Origin of the sequence: Amycolatopsis silviterrae (assembly GCF_042684085.1) — a bacterium.
Lineage (GTDB): Bacteria > Actinomycetota > Actinomycetes > Mycobacteriales > Pseudonocardiaceae > Amycolatopsis > Amycolatopsis silviterrae.
In genome coordinates, this window is record NZ_JBHUKS010000006.1 from 1 (window position 1) to 19,305 (window position 19,305).

Consider the following 19,305-nt stretch of genomic DNA (forward strand, 5'->3'; position numbering starts at 1 on the left):
ACCCGACCAAGATCCACAACACAAGATCACATCACACCACCCACCACTCCCTGACAAAGCCCTATCTGATTCCCTCAGGGGCCCCCTCACGGACTTGAAGAAACGGGCATACTGGCGTTAATAGGGCATTTTGCTGGCGCGGGTGTCCATTATGGACGGTCAGCAAGCTGAGGCCGCCCGGCTTAGGTCCCTGGCATTGCCAGTCAGTACCCGTTGGCCCGGCCTTCGCGGCGAGGACCGGTGCACGCGCTGAGCGTCCCGTCCTTCTCCCGCCACGCCGTCTGGTAGGTGCCCATGTGATAGTCGTACTCCGGCAACGGGTTCGTCAGGACGCCGAGCTTCGCCAGCCCCTCGCTCACCCCGGGCGCGAGCCGCGCTTCCACCGAGATCGTGTGGTCCGGCTGGTACGGCAGGCAGCGGGGCGCGTCGTCGGCCGAGTACGGGTCCATGCCGAAGTCGAGGATGTTCGACAGCACCTGCGGCACCGTGCAGTGCACGTTGCCCGGCGAACCCAGCGACAGCCACGGTTTCCCGTCGCGCAGCACCATCGTGTTCGACAGCGTGGACCGCATGCGGCCGCCGCCGGTGACCCAGCCTTCGAACGGCGAGTCGAGGCCGTTCATCCAGTGGCTGCCGACCATCGGGATGCCGCCGACGACCTCGCCCGGGATTCCGCCGCTCTGCAGGGTGTTCATCATCTGCACCCAGTTGCCCCGCTCGTCCACGATGGCCAGCTCGCAGCTGCCCGCGGGCTGCTTCGCCGCGCCCGACGCGGCCATCGCGGGCACGCCCCGGGTGAGCTTCACGTGTTCGGTCAGGTCGATCTTTGCCTTGGCGTTGCGGAGGATCGCCGCGAAACCCTTGATGAGTTCCTTCGCGGTGAGCGCTTCGGTCGGGTCCTCGAACACCAGCGGATCGTTGAGCAGCCCGGTTTCGTGGGCGGCGCGGCGGAGTGCGTGCGCGAGGTAGTACAGGGACTCCGCGTTGTCCGACCAGTGGCCGATCGACGGGACGTCGAGTTCCTCCAGGATGCCGAGCACGATCTGGCAGTAGATGCCCTGCCGTTCCGGCGCGGACTGCTGGACGACGGTGTTTCCCTTGTGCTCCCAGCGATGCCCGGACGACCAGCGCGGCGCGATCGCGGTCAGGTGCTCGAGTTTCACCGGCCAGCCGAGTTCGTTCCCGCGTGCCACGAAGTCCTGGGCCCATTTGCCGGCGAGGAAATAGTCCGGTCCCTCGGCGGCGAGGTTGCGCATGGTCTCGGCGAGTTCGGCGGACGCCCAGCGGTCGCCTGCCTGCGGAAGGTGCCCGCCCGGCGTGAAATGCTTCCGGCCGGACTCGGTGAACAGGAAGAAGTCGACCGTCTGCGCGATCACCAGGTGCTCGAACGACGTGACGATGTGGCCCTCCTCGGCCCACCGGACGGCGGGCGCGCACAGCTTTTCCCACGGCTGCGTGGCGAACCGTTCGTAGAGCGCCTTCATCCCGGGCATGAACCCGGGGACGACCGCCCGTGGCGAGCCGGGCACCTGCGCGTAGAAGCCTTTGCCCGCGGGGACCGGGGCGAACGGCGCGAGCCCGGGGATGATCGTGCCCATGCTGTTGAGTTCGGCGACCTGGCCGGACTCGGCGTCGTACACGAGCGCGGTCACGGTGCCGGTGTGGTTGGTCATGTCCTGCTGGACGACCGCTTGCACGAGGCAGCCGGCGATCGCCGCGTCGACCGCGTTGCCGCCGGCGCGCATCGTGTCGAGCATCGTCTCGGTGACGACGGTGTGCTGGCTCGACGCGACCGCGCGGTTGCCGGTGACCGGCGTTTTCGGGCCGACCCGGCCCAGTTCGTTCACGGTCATGATCCTCCTTGATCGGTGCGGTTCAGCAGGTGCTCGGTGAAGTAGTCCCACATGACGGTGCGGGCGTAGCGGTTCGTCCCGTTGTAGTGGTCGCCGCCGGGCCAGACTTTCAGGTCGAACGGGCGGTCCGCCTCGATCAGCGCGCGGATGAGCGCGAAGGTGTGGTCCATGGTGGCGTTGGCATCGTGGTCGGCGGTGAGCAGCAGCAGCTTGCCCCGGAGCCGGTCGGCGAGGTGCAGGTTGCCGAGGTCGCGCAGCGCGGCGGGGTCGTGCGGGCCGCTGCCGAGGAACCAGTCCCAGCTGCCCTTCGGCATTTTGAGCGCGTCGTGCACGCCGCAGGAGCTGACCGCGACCTTGAAGAAATCGGGGAAGTACAGCATCGACCGCACGGAGTTGTAGCCGCCGTAGGAATGCCCGGTGACGCCGACGCGGTCCAGGTCCAGCGGGTACTGCTCGGCGAGCTTGCGCAGCACGGTCACGTGGTCGTCGAGGCCGCGCGGTTCGGCGGGCGCGTTGTGCGTCCATTGCCGGAAGCCGCGGTCGCGGCCGGGAGTGCCGCGGCCGTCCATGACGATCGTGGCGAAGCCGAGCGCCGCGTACGCCGCGCCCACCTGCGACCAAGCGGCGTTGCCGCCTCCGCTCAGCCAGCCCGGCGGCTGCAGGACCACCTGGAAGCCCGCGTACATCAGGTCGATCACCGGGACCCGCTCGCCCGGCTGTATGTCGTCCGGAAGGGTGATGAGGCCCCAGAGGTCGGTGTCGCCGGCGGTGACCCGGAACTGGCGCGGGACGGGGTATCCGGCGTCGAGCAGGTCGCGGACGTCGGTGCGTTCCAGGGTTTCGGCCACCGCGCCGGTGCGGGCGTCGCGCAGCAGGATCTCCGGCGGGGTGTCCACAGTGGACATCCGGTCGACGAACCAGCGTCCGCTGGGGCTGATCGAGCTGGTCGCGGCGCCGCCGAAGATCGCCGCGAAGAACTGCGGGGCGGGCGCGATCAGCTCGTGGTCGGCTGGCTCGGGGGTCAGCAGGGTCTGGCCGCCGCCGTCGAGGCCGGCCCGGTAGACCTTGCGCCAGTAGGGGTTTTCGCCGTCGTCTCCGCAGCCGGCGACGAACACGATCTCGCGGCGCTGCGGGTCGACGCGCAGGATGTCCCGGATGGCGAGGTTGCCGGTCGTGATCGCGTTCAGCCGCGCGCCGGTGGCGAGGTCGTGCCGGTAGAGGTGTCCCCAGCCATCGGATTGGGAGAACCAGACGACCTCGTCCGACTCGGGCAGGACCCGGATCAGCGGCAGGCTGTAGAGGTGGGTGTTGGGTTCGTAGATCGGCTCGGCGGTTTCGGACAGCACCGCGGTTCGTTCGCCGGTCTGGACGTCGACGCGGACCAGCGACGCGGTGCGTGCCCCGGTGGTGTGCGAGAACAGGTACACCGCAGTCTCGCCGGGGGCCCAGGCGACGGTGCTGGGGCCGTTGCTGGCGAAGCTCGCGAGCAGGCCGTCGTCGGCGGCGACCACGGTGCGCGCACCGGTTTCCCGGTCGATGAACGCCAATTCCGGGCTGCCCGAAGGGGTTTCGTCCTCGTGGTGGTAGCGGAACGGCCGCAGCCGGGGCCGCGCCTGGTCAGGCGGGAGCTGGTCGACGAACGGGTGCTCCGGCATGGCGCGTTCGTCCAGCCGGACCGCCAGCACGAACCGGCCGGACGGGGAGAAGCAGGCCAGCGCGGGCGGCAGCGGCCGGTCGGCGATCGCGAGCGGCAGCATCGCGCGGGTGTAGTCAGGCATCGCGCCCCAGGCGAAGAACGGCTCGCCGTCGGTGGTGAGCGGGTGTTCCATGCCGGTGGCTATCTCGCGGGACCAGAGATTGTGGTCGCGCAGGAACAACGCCGCCTTGCCGTCCGGTCCCGGCAGCGCGGCGGGGTCCGGGCCGGGGACGGCGGTGTCGCCGGACGGGCTGAGCACCGCGGTGCGGCCGTCGATGAGTCCTATTCGGACGGTGTCTCCCTCGCGCTCATGTCTCCCTACGGGAGTGGCATCGAGATCGACTGGGCCGGGGAGGACCGCGGCCAGCCGGGCGGTGATCTCGGCCGGGTCGAAGAGCGGCTCGCGGCGCTGGCCGTCCGGGTCGACGAGGACGTACTCGTGACCGCCGCCGTCCGCGTCCCGGCGGTACCAGAACTGGTCGCCTTCGCCGGTCCACTGCGGCACGACCGCGTGGTTGCGCATCAGCCCGGGCAGCCGCTCGGGGACGAGGGCGTGCGCCTTCTGATACCGCTCGGACTGGGACGGCTGGGACGACATCGTCACCTCCGGTAGAAGGGCCTGGATCCTTTACTGTGCTGCGCCCGGGAGACGAAGACCACCGGCAATCGTCGACGGCGGGACGGCGGACGACGCGACATTCGTCGATAGGGACGAGCCGGGGCGGTCGGTGACACTCGATGGCCTGGCCGGAGTCCAAGGAGGCGTCATGAACCATCCCGCACCGGCAGTGCCAGCCGGGCGGACGAAGCACCGTTCGTCCGCCCGGTCCGTCCTGTTCGCTTCGTCCGTCGGCAATTTCGTCGAATGGTTCGACTTCACCCTCTACGGCTACGCCGCCTCGGCGATCGCCGCCACGTTCTTCCCGTCCGGCAACCAGGTCGCCGCCCTGCTGGGCGCGTTCGCCGTGTACGGCGTCGCGTTCGTGGCCCGTCCGCTCGGCGCGGTGGTGTTCGGCCGGATCGGGGACCGGCGCGGGCGGCGCACGGCGCTCGGGCTGTCGATCCTCGTGATGGGCGGCGCGACCGCGGCGATCGGGCTGCTGCCCGGCTGGTCGTCGGTCGGCGTCCTCGCGCCGGTCCTGCTGCTGGCCTGCCGTCTGGTGCAAGGGTTTTCCGCCGGCGGCGAGTACACCGGCGCGATGACGTTCAGCGTCGAGCACGCGCCGGACCACCGCCGCGCCTGGTACCTGGCGCTGGTCGGGTCGTCGACCTGGCTCGGCGCGATCGGGGCGACCGGCGTCGTGCTGCTGTTCCGTTCCCTGACCGGCGACGGGTTCCAGACCGGCGGCTGGCGCTGGCCGTTCCTGATCGGCGGCGTGATCGCGGTGGCCGGGCTGCTCCTGCGGCTGCGCGTGGACGAAACGCCGGTGTTCCAGGCGATGGCGCGGACGCAGCAGCCGGCCCGGCCGTTCCGGGAGCTGCTGCGCGGGCACTGGCGCACGCTCGGGATCCTGTTCGCCTACTTCGCCGTGCTCGGCCTCTTCACCCACACTTTCCTCGGGTACTTGCCTACTTACCTCGTCGAAGCGACCGGCTTCTCGCCGTCGACGGTGCTCTGGCTGACGACCGCGCTGAACATCCTCACCATCCCGGCCGGGCTGTGGCTGGCGATTCTCGCCGACCGGCACGGCCGCCGGGTCCAGATCCGGATCGGCGCGCTGGCCGCGGTGCTGCTCGTCGTTCCGGCGTATCTGCTGATCGGCACCGGGAATGTGGTCGCGGTGCTGGGCGCGCTGCTCGTGTTCTTGTTCGCGGTGTCGTTGCTGAGCATGGGTGCGCTGTCGGTGCTGGAGATGTACCCGACGCAGGTCCGGTTCAGCGGCATGGCGTTGCCTTACAACCTGGCGTACGCGGTTTTCGGCGGCACCGCGCCATTGGTGAGCCAATTGCTGGTGGAGGGGACCGGAAGCCTGCTCGCTCCGGCGTTTTACGCCAGCGTGGTGGCGTTGCTTGCGCTGCCGCTGTTGTTGCGGATCCCGGAGACACGGGGCGCCGATCTGCGCTCCTGATGGCGACAGATGTCGTTGCCAGCGCGGGGAAATGGTGACGGCTGCCTGCTGCCGGAGGGCGCGGGCAGCCGGAAAACTTGGGGAAACACGGGAGGAAGGCACTACATGGGCACGGAGATCGTGGTGGTCGGCGCCGGGGTGATCGGGTCGTCGATCGCGCTGGAACTGGCTAGGGGCGGGCACCGGGTGACCGTGCTGGACCGCGCCGCCGGACCTGGGCAGGGCTCGACCTCGGCGTCGAGCGCGGTGGTCCGGTACAACTTCTCGACCGCGGCCGGGGTCGCGGCGGCGTGGGAGGCGCACTACGGCTGGCTGGACTGGGCCGGGCACCTCGGACGCGACGTCGGCGAGCTGGCGCGGTTCGAGAAGAGCGGGCTGGTGATGCTGGACGTCGAAGCGGCCCCGCGCGCGTCGTGGCTGCCGCTGTTCGACGAAGCCGGGGTGCCGTACGAAGAATGGGACAGCGCGACCCTCGCGGCTCGTGTCCCGGGCATCGATACCGGCCGCTACTGGCCGCCGAAGCCGATCGCGGACAGCCGCTTCTGGGACGACGCCGAAACCACGCTCGGCGCGGTGTACACGCCGGACGCCGGCTACGTCACCGACCCCGCGCTGGCCGCAGTGAACCTCGCGACCGCCGCGGCCGCGTACGGCGCGGAGTTCCGCTTCCGCAGCCAGGTCACGTCGGTGTCGGCGAAGGGCGGACGCGTCGCCTCGGTGGGGCTGGCCGACGGCACCCGGATTGCGTGCGACGTGGTCGTGAACGCGGCCGGCCCGTGGTCCAGCGCGCTGAACCGGCTGGCGGGCGTGGGCGCGGACTTCGCGGTGAACGTGCGGCCGATGCGCCAGGAGGTCGCGCACGTGGCCGCCCCGGCGGGTTACGCGGGACCGGCGGTCGCCGACATGGACCTCGGCACCTACTTCCGCGGCGAGGTCGGCGGCGGCCTGCTGATCGGCGGCACGGAACCGGAATGCGACCCGTTCCAGTGGCTCGACGACCCGGACGACGCCGCCCCGCATCCGACGATGGCGGTGTTCGAAGCCCAGGTGACCCGCGCGGCGCGGCGGCTGCCCGACCTGGCCGTGCCGAACCGCGCCCGCGGCGTGGCCGGGGTGTACGACGTCGCCGACGACTGGACCCCGATCTACGACCGCACCGACCTGGCGGGTTTTTACGTGGCGATCGGCACGAGCGGCAACCAGTTCAAGAACGCGCCGGTGGTGGGGCGTCTGCTGACTGCGCTGATCGAGCAGGTGGAGAACGGCGCCGACCATGATGCGGATCCGGTGCGGTTTCTCGCTCCGCATACGGGGGCGAAGATCGATCTCGGGGCGTTTTCCCGGCGGCGGAGCCCGAATGTGGGCAGTTCTGGCACGGTGATGGGCTGAGGTGCGGTCCGTGAGGGCCACCCTGAGGGAATCAGAGTCCCTCAGGGCGGCCCTCACAGACTTGCCCACTCGGCCACGGCGGCGTCAATCGGGCATTTCGACAGCATTAACGTCCTTTGTGGACGGTCGGCAGGCGTTGACCCTGACTGCCGCAGGGCTCCCTTCACGGACCGGAAGGAGGCGGCCCGTCCAGGTGCTCCCGCAACCCGGCCGACAACGCGCGGAGCTTGAGGCCCAGGTGCAGGGTCAGCCGGTCGTCGCCGTTGTCCAGGGTGCGGCCGGTGACCTGCTCGATCCGCTTCAGCCGCTGGTACAGCGTGGCCCGGTGGATCTTCAGGAGCTCGGCCGTGCGGCGGATGTTGCCGCCGTGGTCGAAGAACGTTTCCAGGGTTTCCGCGAGCACGTGGTGGCTGTCCTCCCGCTCCAGCGCGGCGAGCGCGGGCACCTGGGCCGCGCCGTCGAGGTCGTCGGCGGACAGCTTCAGCAGCAGGCCGTACGGTCCCAGTTCGTTCCAGTGCGCGACCTCGCCGACACTCGGCACGAGCAGCGCCGCGCGGGCGGCCAGCGACGCGTGCCGGTAGGAGTCGGTGACCTGGTCCAGCCGCTCGACGGTCGTGCCGATGCCGAGCACCGGGGCCGGCCCAGCGGGTGCGAGGCGGGCGAACCGGGCGCGGATCCGGTCGGCGACGGCGGCGAGGGCCTGCCGCGTGGGCGGTTGGTGTTGTGCGAGAAGGATCCATGCCCGGGCGCGGCTCGCGGCCATCAGCGCGACGTCCGGCGACACCGCGCGCAGGCCTTCCTCCGCCGCCGCTTCGAGCGCGACTTCCTGCGGCGGGGGAGTGGCCCCGCCGGTGCGGCAGTGCACCGCCACCACGGTGAACCGCACGGCTGCCTCGGGAAACAGCTCCTCGGCGCGGAGGTCTTCGACGGCTTGCGCCCGGATCAACGGGTCCGGCGACACCAGTTCCCGCAGGATCGCCTCGTGCCGGGCCTGCGACCGCTGGTGCAGCAGCAACCGCCGGTACAGGATCGTGCCCGCCCGCCGCGCAGCCTCCGCCGCCGCGGCGAACTCCTCCTCGCGGAACCCGCCTTCCTTGTCGATCAGCCACAGATAGCCGAGCAGCAGCCCCTCGCAGCGCACCGGCGCGCACAGCCGCGGCAGCGCGCCCGCGGTCCCGGCGAGGTCGACGACGCCCGGCTCGGTCCAGCTCGCGATGCCCTGTGCGAAAATCGGATCGGAGATCTCCGCCGGGATCGAGCGGTTGAGCACCGAACTCACCCGCACCGGGTCCTCGTCGCCGAAGTGCCTGCTGGCGGCCAGCAGCCGGATCGCCGGATCGTCGATCGCTACCGACTGTTCCAGCCGTTCGGCGAGTTCGTCCACTATGGACTGCAGATCGTCGTCGGCCACTGCCGCTCCCTTCCGCCCGGCCTTGCCCGGGAGGTCTCCCGCCACGAAACCATCCGGACGGCGGCAAAGCCAGTCGCGGCGGGCTTTGTGAAAGACTCGTTCGCGACCCGAGGGGAGCTGACGGATGGCACGTCTTCACGTCGGCTGCGCGATGTGGACCCACAAAGCGTGGCCCGGGCGGTTCCTGCCGCAATCGCTGCCGGCGAAGGAACGCCTGCGCGCCTACGCGGGCTGGTGCAACGCGGTCGAAGGCAACACCACCTTCTACGCGACTCCCTCCCGGGCCACCGTCGAGACATGGGCGGAGCAGACCGGCCCCGGGTTCCGGTTCGTGGTCAAGGTGCCCAAGGCCGTCACGCACGAGCGCCGGTTCGTCGGCGTCGAGACCGAGATGCGCGCGTTCCTGGACGCGATCGAACCCCTCGGCGAGCGCGCGGTCCTGTGGACGCAGCTGCCCGGCTCGTTCGGGCCGTCCGACGTCGAGGTGCTCGGCCGCTTCCTGCGCCGCCTCCCGGCCGACCGGCAGCGCGCGGTCGAGGTGCGGCACCCCGAGTTCTTCACTGACGCGCGCGCGACGTCTCTGCTGGAGGGAACGCTCGCCGCCGCGGACGCGGAGTGGGTGCCCTTCGACACCACCGTCTTCTTCCAAAGCCCGCCGACCAGCGAGGCCGAGCAGGACGCCTGGGCCAAGAAACCCCGGCTGCCCCGGCGGACGCGGGCGCTGACCGGACGGCCGATCGTCCGGTACCTCGGCCGGGATTCGGTCGAGGAGACCGTGGCGGGGTGGCAGCCGTGGGTCGCGGTGGCCGCGGAGTGGGTGCGCGAGGGCCGGACGCCGACGGTCTTCCTGCACACTCCGGACAACGACGAGGCTCCCGCGCTCGCCCGGCGCTTCCACGACGAGGTGCGGGCGCTGGCGTCCGGGCTGGAACCGCTGCCCGAGCCGGAGCCGGTGGAGCCCGCGACCCTGTTCTGAGCAGGTCCGTGAGGGGAACCCTGAGGGAATCAGAGTCCGTCAGGGTTCCCCTCACGGACGACCCCACGAGCCTCGACGGCACCCGCAGCGCCGCCTTAGAACCAGATTCCCGCAAGGAGTCCTTCACGGACCGTGCACCAGGGACACGACCCGTTCTACGGCGGGGTCCCGGTGCCCGGCGCGGGTGGCCGCGACGACGGTCAGCGTCAGGTTGTCCGCGCCGTCGGCGGGGCGCCGCGGGGTTTCGAGCACCCGGAACTCCACCCCGGGCAGCGCCCCGGAAGGCACCTGTTCGGGCACCAGGCACACGCACGTCCCCGCCGCGACGTGGCTGATCAGGCCGGGCAGGCTGTCCGCGCGGGCGCCGTCGCGCGGGGCGAAACCGGCGGCGCGGCAGGCGGCGGCGACCTGTTCGGCGAGCCCGGCCAGCGCGCTCAGCGAGGGCAGCGCGAAGTTCTCGGCGGCGAGGTCGGCCAGCCGCAGGGAAGGACGCTCCGCGAGCGGATGCCCGGCGGGCAGGGCGACGGCGAGCCGTTCGTCCGCGACCGTGCGCAGGTCGAGGCCGTCCGGGTCGGCGAGCGGGCCGCGGACGAAGGCGAGGTCGAGCCTGCCGGAGCGGACCATCGAGGCCAGCTCCGCCGACGTGCTCTGGTGCAGGTGCAGGCGCAGCCCGGGAAACCGGTCGCGGGCCAGCCGGAGCACGCGCGGCAGGAACGTGTAGGAGATCCCGCTGATGAAGCCGAGGTGCAGCTCGCCCTCGGTGCCGTCGGCGATGCGCCGCGCGCGGCCCACGGCGGCCTGCTGCGCTTCGAGCAGGTGCCGGGCGTCGAGGGCGAACGCGGAGCCGGCCGCGGTCAGCCGCACGGCGCGGGTGCTGCGCTCCAGCAGCCGCACGCCGAGGGCGCGCTCGAGGCGCTGGATCGCCTGGCTCAGCGGCGGCTGGCTCATCGAGAGACGTTCGGCGGCCCGTCCGAAGTGCTCCTCCTCGGCGAGCACGACGAACTGCTCCAGCAGGCGAGTCGTCAGATCCATATGGAACAGCATATGGATACCCGGCCAAGAAGTATTGGCGGTAGATGAATGACCTCGATTTGACTGAGGGGCAGCCGAGGACAAACAGGAGGTGCGAGGTGGACGGGACACCCACTGGCCCGCTGACCGGAGTGCGGGTCGTCGAGCTGGCGACCGTGATCATGGGCCCGTACGCGGGCGCGCAGCTGGCCGACCTCGGCGCGGACGTGGTCAAGGTCGAGGCGCCGGGCGGCGACCCGACCCGGCACTTCGAACCGCGCCGGCACCCCGGGATGGCGGGCGCGGCGCTGAACTTCAACCGCAACAAGCGCAGCGTGTGCCTCGACCTCAAGGCCGCGGCCGGACGGGACGCACTGCTCGCGCTGCTGGCCACCGCCGACGCGTTCATCACCAACATCCGGCCCGGCGCGCTGCGCAGGCTCGGGCTGGGCTACGAGGACCTGGCGCCCGCCTACCCCCGGCTCGTCTACGCGAACGCGCAGGGCTTCCGCAGCGACTCCGCACTCGGCGACAACGCCGCCTACGACGACATCCTCCAGGCCGCCTCCGGGCTGGTCTGGCTGAACGAGCAGGTCACCGGCGAGGCCTACTACGTGCCGACCGTGCTGGCGGACAAGGTGTGCGGCCTGTTCATCGTCCAGTCCGTGCTGGCCGCGCTGCGCCATCGCGACCGGACCGGCGAGGGCCAGCACGTCGAGGTGCCGATGGCCGACACCATGATCGCGTTCAACCTCGTCGAGCACCTCGCCGGCGCCTCGCTGGAACCGGCGGAGGAGCCCGGCTACGGCTACCCGCGTGTCCTGAGCAAGCAGCGTCGCGCGTGTCGCACCGCCGACGGGTGGATGTGCATCCTGCCCTACAACGACCGCAACTGGCGCGATTTCTTCGCCCGTGCGGGCCGTCCCGAACTCGCCGCCGACCCGCGTTTCGCGACGATGCCCGCTCGCGTCGCGCACGCCGACGAGCTGTACGGCCAGGTCCGCGAACTCACCCCGCAGTTCACTTCCGCGCAGTGGCAGGAGTTCTGCGACCGCATCAGCATCCCCGCGCATCCGGTGTACAGCCTGCAGGAAGCGGCCGAGAGCGAGTACGCGCGGCAAGGCGGTCTCGTCCGGACGGTCCAGCATCCGACCGAGGGCGCGTGCCGGCTCGTGGCCCCGCCGGTGCGCTATTCCCGCACCCCGCCCGGGATCTACCGGCAGTTCCCGCCGGTCGGCGCGGACACCGCGGAGGTGCTGGCCGAGGCGGGCTTCGACCCGGCCCGGCTCGGCTGACCAGGCCTGCCCCAGCGACAACGTCGTCGTCCCGAGGAGAACCCATGTCCGACCATCCCGTCCCGCCGCGCCCGAGCGCCGGGCGCGCGTGGACCGTCACCGCGCTCGTGCTGCTGTTCCTGCTGATCAACTACGCGGACAAGACCGTCGTCGGGCTCGCCGCCGAGCCGATCATGAAAGACCTCGGCCTCGGCGAGGAGCAGTACGCCTTCGTCCAGTCCTGTTTCTATTTCCTGTTCAGCGTTTCCGGCATCGTCGTCGGGTTCGCCGCCGCGAAGCGCCGCACGACGCGGGTCATGGTCGTGCTCGCCCTCGTGTGGGGATTGACCGCGTTGCCCATGGCGGCCGGGCTCGGTTTCGGCGCGCTGGTCGCGTCGCGGATCGCGCTCGGCGCGGCGGAGGGACCCGCGGTGCCCGCCGCGACGCACACCGTCTACGGCTGGTTCCTCGCCCGCGACCGGGCCCTCCCGAACGCATTGGTCCACATTGGACCGACACTCGGCGTCGTGGCGAGCGCACCGCTGCTCAGCTGGATCATCGCGGATTTCGGCTACCGGACCGCATTCGGCGTCCTGTTCGCGCTTTCGGTGGTGTGGGCGGCGGCGTGGCTGCTGTTCGCGAACGACGGCCCGTACGCGAAGTCCACCGTGCCGTCTGCCCGCCGTGAGCCGGTGCCGTATCGGGCGTTTTTCCGCTCGGGAACGGTGCTTGGTGCGGTCCTCGCCGGTTTCGTCGCCTTCTGGGCGACCACCACCGCGTTGGGTTTCCTGCCCCGTTACCTGGCGTCCGGGCTCGGGATCGGGCATCAGCAGGCGGGCACTCTCTCCGCGCTGCCGTCGTTGCTCGCGACCGTCGTGATCGTGGTGATGGGTGCGGTGTCGACAAGGTGGCGGCGCAGGGGAGTGGGCAGCCGGCGCGCCTACTGCCTGCCCGGGATGGTGCTGCTCGCCGTGTCCGGCACCGCGATGATTCTCTTTCCGCACACGGGAAAGGGCGCGGCCCTTGTGCTGATCACGCTCGCGTTCGGCCTGCCGAGCGCGTTCTATCCGATGGTGTGGCTGCTCATCGGCGAGCTGGTTCCGCCGGAACGCCGCCTCGCCGTGACCGCCGCGACGACCGCCGTCGCCACCTCGGCCGGCGTGTTCGCGCCGCTGGTGATGGGCAGGTTCCTCACCGCGGAAAACGGTTATGCGGCGGGGTTCGCGGTGTGCGGCGCGCTGTTGCTGGCCGGGGCGGTCGTGGGCACCGCGCTGATCAATCCGGAACGAGACCGGCGGCGGCTGCCCGCGTTCGCCCCGGTCGCGGAGAGCGTCGCATGACCCCCGGAATCGCCGCCTTCACCCTTGATTCGCCACACAACCGCAACGCGTTGTCGGTCGGGCTGGTCAACGAACTCACCGCGCACCTGAACCGCGCTGCCGAGGATCCGGCGGTCCGGGCGGTGCTGCTCACGCACACCGGCGACACGTTCTGTTCCGGCCTCGACCTGGCCGAGGCCCGCGCGGGCACCGGCCTCACCGCCGAGCAGCTGGTCAGCCTGCTGCGCACCGTCGTCGAAACGCCGAAACCGGTGGTCGCCCGCGTGACCGGCCATGCCCGGGCGGGCGGGCTCGGGCTGCTCGGCGCGTGCGACATCGTCGTCGCGAGCCCGGCCGCGAGCTTCGCGTTCACCGAGGTGCGCATCGGACTCGCCCCGGCCGTTTTGTCGACTTCCGTGCTCCCTCGCCTCGATTCGCGGGCCGCCTCCCGCTACTACCTCACCGGGGAACGGTTCGACAGCGCCGAGGCCGCCCGCATCGGCCTGATCACCCTCGCCGCCGACGACGTCGACCAGGCCCTCGAACCGATCCTCGCCGGCCTGCGCTCCGCCGCTCCCGGTGCGCTCGCCGCCGCCAAGCACCTGACCACCACGGCCGCGCGACAGTTCTTCGGCACCCACGCGAGCGAGCTGGCCGCGCTCGCCGCGAGGCTCGGCGACAGCGCCGAAGCCAAGGAAGGGATCGCGTCCTTTCTGGACCGCCGTTTCACTAGAGAAAAGGAGTCGTGATGACCTCCGTACCCGGCCTCGACATCCGCGTCGAGGACCACATCGGCTGGCTCGTCCTGGACCGGCCAAGGCAGAAGAACGCTTTCACCGGCGAAATGCTGCGCGTCTGGGCCGAGGCGTACCGCGCTTTCCAGGACGACGACCAGGTCCGCGCCGTCGTCGTCACCGGCACCGGCGACGCCTTCTGTGCGGGCGCCGATCTGGGCGATCTCGGCGAGAAGCGGACGCCGCTGGGCAGCAGGCGGCTGATGACCGACCACGTGCACCCAGTGGCCAGAGCCGCCGAGGACCTCGCCAAGCCGCTGATCGCCGCGGTCAACGGCGCGGCGGTCGGCGCGGGCATGGACATGGCCCTGATGTGCGACTACCGGATCGCCTCCGAACGCGCGCGGTTTTCCGAAGGATACGTGCGGGTCGGCCTCGTTCCCGGCGACGGCGGCTGCCATTACCTGCCGCGGATCGTGGGCCGGTCACGCGCGCTGCGGCTGTTGTGGACGGGCGAGTTCGTGGCCGCGGACCAGGCGCTGGCCTGGGGGCTGGCGGACGAAATCTGCCCGCCGGACCAGCTCCTGGCGCGGGCCCGCGAATTCGCCGGGACCCTGGCTTCGCAGCCGCCGGTCGCGGTCGGGCTGATCAAGCGCGCGGTGCAGGCGGGCGAGTACACGGACCTGCGGACGTCGCTGGACTTGATCGCCTCGCACCAAGCCGTCGTTCAGGCGACCGCCGATTCCGCCGAAGCGCTCGCGGCGTTTGTCGGCAAGCGTCCGCCGCACTACACCGGGGAGTGAGCCAGATGACCGAAGACCTTCGCCGCCGGGTGCGGGATTTCCTCGCCGCCCACCCGTTCACCCCGCGCTGCGATTCCTGGGCGGGCTCGTACGACCTGAGCTTCAGCCGTGCACTCGCGGCGGCCGGACTGCTGGCGGTTTCCTGGCCGAAGCACCTCGGCGGCGGTGGCGGGACGGCTGTCGACCGGCTCGTCGTCACCGAGGAACTGCTGCGCGCCGGGGCGCCGCTGGCCGCGCACTGGGTGGGCGAACGGCAGATCGGCCCGACCCTGCTCCGGCACGGAACCCCTGCGCTGCAAGAGGAATTCTGCCCGCCGCTGGCCCGCGCGGAGTACACCTTCGCGCTGGGGATGAGCGAACCGGACGCCGGTTCGGACCTGGCTTCGCTGCGCACGTCGGCCGTCCGGGACGGCGACGGCTGGCGCATCACCGGCCGCAAGATCTGGACCAGCGGGGCGCACCGGGCCAGCCACCTGTACGTCCTGGCGCGCACCTCGCGCGAAGCCGACCGCCACGACGGGCTGACGGAGTTCGTCGTCGCGATGGACTCGCCGGGAATCACCGTCACGCCGATCGTGGACCTGCGCGGCGAACACCACTTCAACGAGGTTGTCCTGGACGAGGTGCCGGTCCCGGGCCGATGGGCGATCGGGCAGGTCGGCGAGGGCTGGCGGCAGGTCGTCGGCCAGCTCGCGTTCGAGCGCGGCGGCCCGGAGCGGTTCCTCTCGACCTATCCGCTGCTGTCCGCCGTGCTCGACGCGGGACTCGCGGACGGCACCGCGCGGCGCGAGCTGCGTGCGCTGGCCGCGCGGCTGCAGATCCTGCGCGCCTGGGTGCGGGAGACCGCGCAGGTGCTCGACGACGGCGGTTCCCCGGTCGTGCCCGCCGCGACGAGCAAGTACCTCGGCCACCAGTTCGAGCAGAGCGTCATCGAGTGGGCGCGGCCGCTCATGCCGCGAGCCGCTCCGGCGGTCCGCGCGCTCTACGACCAGGCGCTCGCCGCCTCGCCCGCCTCGGGCATCCGGGGCGGAGCCGCCCAAGTCATGCTGTCGATGATCGCTAGGGACAACTGATGACGAACACTCTGGAAACCGACCTGGACGCCTCGGTCAGCGAGGTGATCGGGGGCTGGGACCGGCCCGGCGACCCGCGCGAGCACTGGCGGACCGCCGCCCGGCTCGGCTGGACCACCATCCTGGACGACCTCCGTGCCGACTCGCCGGAACGGGACCTCGTGGACGCCGCCTGCGGGGCGGTCACCGCTCTCGGCCGCGGCGGGTTCGCGCTCCCGCTCCGCCAGACGCTGGTCGCCCGGGTCGCGGCCGGTCCTTTGTCCACAGTGGACGCCATAGGCGTACACGCTGCCGCGCAAGGGATCTGGGCGCCGATCGCGGACGTTCTCGTCTCCGTCGACGCGTCGGAGCAGGCTGGACGGGATTTCGCGGACCGGCCGTATTGCCTGGCACCGCCGACGGAGATCCCGCTGCGGCTCGCCGCGCTGTCCGAAGTGCTCCGGTTCCAGGAGATGCTCGGCGCGGCGCAGGGCGCGGTCGCGGAAGCCCGCCGTTATGTCGCCGAACGCGTCCAGTTCGGCAAGCCGCTGACCGCTATCCCGGCGGTGCGGACCATGCTGGGAGAGCTGAAAGTCGATGTCCGGCAGCTGGAAACGATCACCCGCGAGGCGAGGCTCCGCCTTTTCGGCGACCCCGTCCCGCTCGCCTTCGCACTGGCCACCGCCAGGGAGGTCGCCGCGGCGGTGGTCCCGCGGATCGCCCAGACCGCACACCAGCTGCACGGCGCGATGGGCGTGACGTACGAGGCTGCGCTGCACTGGCGGACCCGACTGCTGTGGGCGGACTGCGACGAGGGCGCACGGTGGGGCGACGACGGCCTGGACGCGGTCCCCGTGGACGAGGCCGCGCTCTGGTCGCTGACCGCTCCGGGGACGTGTTAATCTCGCGGCATGCTCATCGAGGTGGACCGAAGCTAGCCGCCGGGTCTTCGGCGGCGTACCGGCCGACGAATGCCCTGGCTTTCGCTTTTCTCCCACCGTATTCCCCTTTGGCGTGTCCGAAGGGGACGATGACTTCCAGGAGCATTCATGACGCAGGAACTGCCGCGTCCGCCGTTCGACCCGGAACTCGCCGAGGTGCTGCCCGCACTCAACGGCCGGGTGCCGCTCGGCATGACCGCCGACCGGCTGGAGCGGTACCGGAAGCTGCCTTTCCCGAGTATCGAAGAACAAATCGGCGACCGCCCGGTCGTCTGCACGCATCACATGATCACCGGCTACCGGGACGCGGCGATCGAGGTCTCCGTCCTTTCGCGCCGGGACCACGAGGCTCCCGGCCCCGGGATCTACCACCTCCACGGCGGCGGAATGGTCATGGGAAACCGGTTCGCCGCCGCGGGCCCGCTGATCGACTGGGTCCTGAAACACGACGCGGTCGCCGTCACCGCGGAATTCCGGCTGGCCCCGGAACACCCCGATCCCGTACCGGTCGAGGACTGCTACGCGGGCCTGCGATGGACTTCCCGCAACGCGGACCTGCTGGGATTCGACCCCGCCCGCCTGGTGCTGTTCGGCGGCAGCGGCGGGGGAGGACTGGCCGCCGGAACCGCCCTGCTGGCCCGCGACCGCGGCGGCCCGGCGCTGCTCGGGCTGCTGCTGCAATGCCCGATGATCGACGACCGCGATGAGACGGTGTCGTCCCGCCAGTACGACGGCGTCGGAGTCTGGGACCGGACCAGCAACCGCACCGCCTGGGCGGCCGTCCTCGGCGACCGCCGGGGAACAGCCGACGTCTCTCCTTATGCGGCAGCGGCCCGGGCGACGGACCTGAGCGGGCTGCCGCCGACGTTCATCGACGTCGGCGCGGCGGAGGTGTTCCGGGACGAGGACGTCGCGTTCGCCAGCCGGATCTGGGCGGCGGGCGGGGAGGCCGAACTGCATGTTTGGGGCGGGGCGTTCCATGGGTTTTACGATTTGGCCCCGGGATCGGCACTGGCCGAGGCTTGCGTGGCGGCCCGGGACGGTTGGCTTCAGCGGTTGCTGGACCGTGCGGTGAGGTAACAGCCGGGAGGGGCAAGCTGCCGCGAGCGGGGACCGTTCGGCGGATGGGCTTGCCCCTTCGGGAACGCACCACCTCCGGCCCGGCCATTAGCGGACCTGATCGCGGACAACGAAACCCCCAGCGAACCGCGACCGTTTCCGTCCGCCACTCGGCCCAAATCCCCGCCGAACCCCTTTCCTCATTCGGCATTCATGGTGAACTCGACGCCGTCGGTTTTCGCGGGAAAAGGGGATAAGCCGTGCTGATGGTCGTGCTGAGTTCGACTGTGCTCACCGCCGGGATGCTGCCGATATCCGGGGCCGCCGCGGCCCCAGTCCGATGCGACGAGGCGAGCCTCACCACCGCCGTCTCGGCTGCCAACGCGCATCCGGGCACCACGATCGACCTCGCCGAAAGCTGCACCTACCAGCTCACCACGGCGCTCCCCGCGATCACCGCCCCCACCACCGTCAACGGTCACCACGCCACACTCGCCCGCACGCAAACCACCGCGCCATTCCGAATTCTGCGTACCGAAGCCGCCGGAGTTTCGATTTCCGATCTTTCCGTCCTCGGCGGCCATTCCGCGCCAGGCGAAGACGGTGGCGGCATTCTCAATACCGGCACCCTGACCCTGACCCGCGTGACGGTCACCGGCAATTCCACCGGCGACGGTCCGCCCGGTACCGACGGCGGCTCCGGGGGCGGCGTGTTCAGCGAAGGCGGCGCACTGTCGATCACCGACAGCACCGTCAGCAGCAACGCCACCGGTAGCGGCGGTCCCTGGGCGCGGGTCGGCACGGACGGCTTCCCCGGTTCCGGCGGCAACGGCGGGGGAATCGCCGTCCGCCAAGGCACTTTGACGGTCAAGCACAGCGCGGTCACCGGGAACCGGACCGGTCGCGGCGGAGACAGCACGACCGCCCCGGGCACCGAGGGCGACAACTGGGCGCACGGCGGCCACGGCGGCGGGATCTGGAGCACCCGCAGCACCACCGTCCTCGACAGTTCCGTGTGCCGCAACAGCGCGGGCGACGGCGGCATCGGCGGGCCGGCCGGGAGTGCTCCCAGCGGAGCCGCCGGGCATGGCGGTCCGGGCGGAAACGGCGGCGGCGCGTACGTCGCGGGCGACACCACGTTTGCCGCCAGCACGGTGTGCCACAACAGTTCCGGCGGCGCGGGGGCGGGCGGCTCCGGGGCCACTCGCGGTGACGACGGAAACGCCGGCAACGGGGGCGGGATCTGGACCGGCGCGGGCGCGGCGGCCCTCGACAGCACCGAGATCGCCGACAACCGCACCGGGTCGCCGGGGGCCGTCCGGCCGGGAATCCCGGGCTCCGGCGGCGGGGTTTACGACCACACCGGGGAGCTGACCGTCACCGGCGGCCTGATCACCCGCAATGTGAGCGGGCAGGACGGCGGCGGCGTCGGGCTGCACAGCATGCGCAAGCGCCCGTCCGCGCACTTCCGGATCACCGGAGCCCGGATCGCCGGCAACCGCGCGGGCGGCAGCGGCGGCGGCCTCGCGGTGTCCAGCGTCCAGGACGTCGTGGCGCACACCCTGGCCGACAGCGCCATCACCGGGAACACCGCGGCCAGGGGCGGCGGGATGCACCTCGGCACCGGCAACACGGTGCAGCTGGATCACGACACCATCGCGGGCAACCATCCGGACGACTGCGTTCCGGCTGGCTGTCAAGGCTGAAAAACCCGGCTC

General features: G+C 71.3%; 15 protein-coding genes. 11 read left to right on the forward strand and 4 right to left on the reverse strand.

Annotation, left to right across the window (positions count from 1 at the left end):
* Positions 1–203: 203 nt before the first annotated feature.
* Both ACFSVL_RS09295 and ACFSVL_RS09300 read right to left on the reverse strand, forming a co-directional pair.
* Positions 204–1,853 (reverse strand): gamma-glutamyltransferase, encoded by a 1,650-nt coding sequence (locus ACFSVL_RS09295; protein WP_378302447.1) that lies wholly within the window; start codon positions 1,851–1,853, stop codon positions 204–206.
* On the reverse strand, positions 1,850–4,147 hold the full coding sequence (locus ACFSVL_RS09300) for a S9 family peptidase (protein ID WP_378302449.1): 2,298 nt from the start codon (positions 4,145–4,147) through the stop codon (positions 1,850–1,852). Before ACFSVL_RS09300 ends, ACFSVL_RS09295 begins: the two co-directional genes overlap by 4 nt.
* A gap of 169 nt (positions 4,148–4,316) precedes the next feature.
* Between ACFSVL_RS09300 and ACFSVL_RS09305 the strand changes: the two genes are divergently transcribed.
* Both ACFSVL_RS09305 and ACFSVL_RS09310 read left to right on the forward strand, forming a co-directional pair.
* Complete coding sequence (locus ACFSVL_RS09305) at positions 4,317–5,618, forward strand: MFS transporter (RefSeq protein WP_378302450.1); 1,302 nt, start codon at positions 4,317–4,319, stop codon at positions 5,616–5,618.
* Between the two features lie 105 nt (positions 5,619–5,723).
* Entirely contained in the window at positions 5,724–7,007 is a 1,284-nt protein-coding gene (locus tag ACFSVL_RS09310) for an NAD(P)/FAD-dependent oxidoreductase (RefSeq protein WP_378302452.1), read from the forward strand.
* 163 nt (positions 7,008–7,170) lie between these two features.
* Here ACFSVL_RS09310 and ACFSVL_RS09315 read toward each other — a convergent pair whose 3' ends face one another.
* Positions 7,171–8,418 carry a PucR family transcriptional regulator gene (locus ACFSVL_RS09315; protein WP_378302454.1) on the reverse strand — a complete coding sequence of 416 codons (1,248 nt, stop codon included), beginning with the start codon at positions 8,416–8,418 and terminating at the stop codon, positions 7,171–7,173.
* A 151-nt stretch (positions 8,419–8,569) separates the two neighbouring features.
* Between ACFSVL_RS09315 and ACFSVL_RS09320 the strand changes: the two genes are divergently transcribed.
* Positions 8,570–9,394 (forward strand): DUF72 domain-containing protein, encoded by an 825-nt coding sequence (locus ACFSVL_RS09320; protein ID WP_378303157.1) that lies wholly within the window; start codon positions 8,570–8,572, stop codon positions 9,392–9,394.
* Positions 9,395–9,517: 123 nt separating this feature from the next.
* Here the strand turns inward: ACFSVL_RS09320 and ACFSVL_RS09325 are convergent, their stop codons facing one another.
* Positions 9,518–10,426 carry a LysR family transcriptional regulator gene (locus ACFSVL_RS09325; protein WP_378302456.1) on the reverse strand — a complete coding sequence of 303 codons (909 nt, stop codon included), beginning with the start codon at positions 10,424–10,426 and terminating at the stop codon, positions 9,518–9,520.
* A gap of 98 nt (positions 10,427–10,524) precedes the next feature.
* Between ACFSVL_RS09325 and ACFSVL_RS09330 the strand changes: the two genes are divergently transcribed.
* The 8 genes from ACFSVL_RS09330 (at position 10,525) to ACFSVL_RS09365 (ending at position 19,293) form a co-directional block, all read left to right on the forward strand.
* A complete protein-coding gene (locus ACFSVL_RS09330; protein ID WP_378302458.1) occupies positions 10,525–11,700 on the forward strand; it encodes a CaiB/BaiF CoA transferase family protein in 1,176 nt (391 codons plus the stop codon).
* Positions 11,701–11,744: 44 nt separating this feature from the next.
* Complete coding sequence (locus tag ACFSVL_RS09335; protein ID WP_378302460.1) at positions 11,745–13,019, forward strand: MFS transporter; 1,275 nt, start codon at positions 11,745–11,747, stop codon at positions 13,017–13,019.
* The gene (locus tag ACFSVL_RS09340) at positions 13,016–13,747 is read left to right on the forward strand and encodes an enoyl-CoA hydratase family protein (RefSeq protein WP_378302462.1); all 732 of its coding nucleotides are present in this window, start codon (positions 13,016–13,018) and stop codon (positions 13,745–13,747) included. The genes ACFSVL_RS09335 and ACFSVL_RS09340 overlap by 4 nt, the downstream gene beginning before the upstream one ends.
* A complete protein-coding gene (locus tag ACFSVL_RS09345; protein WP_378302464.1) occupies positions 13,747–14,535 on the forward strand; it encodes an enoyl-CoA hydratase/isomerase family protein in 789 nt (262 codons plus the stop codon). The genes ACFSVL_RS09340 and ACFSVL_RS09345 overlap by 1 nt, the downstream gene beginning before the upstream one ends.
* A gap of 5 nt (positions 14,536–14,540) precedes the next feature.
* On the forward strand, positions 14,541–15,608 hold the full coding sequence (locus ACFSVL_RS09350) for an acyl-CoA dehydrogenase family protein (protein WP_378302466.1): 1,068 nt from the start codon (positions 14,541–14,543) through the stop codon (positions 15,606–15,608).
* Positions 15,608–16,489 (forward strand): acyl-CoA dehydrogenase family protein, encoded by an 882-nt coding sequence (locus ACFSVL_RS09355; RefSeq protein ID WP_378302468.1) that lies wholly within the window; start codon positions 15,608–15,610, stop codon positions 16,487–16,489. Before ACFSVL_RS09350 ends, ACFSVL_RS09355 begins: the two co-directional genes overlap by 1 nt.
* Before the next feature lie 147 nt (positions 16,490–16,636).
* The gene (locus ACFSVL_RS09360; protein WP_378302470.1) at positions 16,637–17,608 is read left to right on the forward strand and encodes an alpha/beta hydrolase; all 972 of its coding nucleotides are present in this window, start codon (positions 16,637–16,639) and stop codon (positions 17,606–17,608) included.
* A gap of 239 nt (positions 17,609–17,847) precedes the next feature.
* Positions 17,848–19,293 carry a hypothetical protein gene (locus ACFSVL_RS09365; RefSeq protein WP_378302472.1) on the forward strand — a complete coding sequence of 482 codons (1,446 nt, stop codon included), beginning with the start codon at positions 17,848–17,850 and terminating at the stop codon, positions 19,291–19,293.
* Positions 19,294–19,305: the final 12 nt, after the last annotated feature.

Excerpts from the sequence above, each read along its gene's own strand:
- ACFSVL_RS09295 (WP_378302447.1), bottom strand. The coding sequence starts at position 1,853 with ATGACCGTGAACGAACTGGGCCGGGTCGGCCCGAAAACGCCGGTCACC.
- ACFSVL_RS09345 (WP_378302464.1), top strand. The coding sequence starts at position 13,747 with ATGACCTCCGTACCCGGCCTCGACATCCGCGTCGAGGACCACATCGGC.
- ACFSVL_RS09350 (WP_378302466.1), top strand. The coding sequence starts at position 14,541 with ATGACCGAAGACCTTCGCCGCCGGGTGCGGGATTTCCTCGCCGCCCAC.
- ACFSVL_RS09325 (WP_378302456.1), bottom strand. The coding sequence starts at position 10,426 with ATGGATCTGACGACTCGCCTGCTGGAGCAGTTCGTCGTGCTCGCCGAG.
- ACFSVL_RS09300 (WP_378302449.1), bottom strand. The coding sequence starts at position 4,147 with ATGTCGTCCCAGCCGTCCCAGTCCGAGCGGTATCAGAAGGCGCACGCC.
- ACFSVL_RS09320 (WP_378303157.1), top strand. The coding sequence starts at position 8,570 with ATGTGGACCCACAAAGCGTGGCCCGGGCGGTTCCTGCCGCAATCGCTG.
- ACFSVL_RS09310 (WP_378302452.1), top strand. The coding sequence starts at position 5,724 with ATGGGCACGGAGATCGTGGTGGTCGGCGCCGGGGTGATCGGGTCGTCG.
- ACFSVL_RS09305 (WP_378302450.1), top strand. The coding sequence starts at position 4,317 with ATGAACCATCCCGCACCGGCAGTGCCAGCCGGGCGGACGAAGCACCGT.
- ACFSVL_RS09360 (WP_378302470.1), top strand. The coding sequence starts at position 16,637 with ATGACGCAGGAACTGCCGCGTCCGCCGTTCGACCCGGAACTCGCCGAG.
- ACFSVL_RS09335 (WP_378302460.1), top strand. The coding sequence starts at position 11,745 with ATGTCCGACCATCCCGTCCCGCCGCGCCCGAGCGCCGGGCGCGCGTGG.
- ACFSVL_RS09355 (WP_378302468.1), top strand. The coding sequence starts at position 15,608 with ATGACGAACACTCTGGAAACCGACCTGGACGCCTCGGTCAGCGAGGTG.
- ACFSVL_RS09340 (WP_378302462.1), top strand. The coding sequence starts at position 13,016 with ATGACCCCCGGAATCGCCGCCTTCACCCTTGATTCGCCACACAACCGC.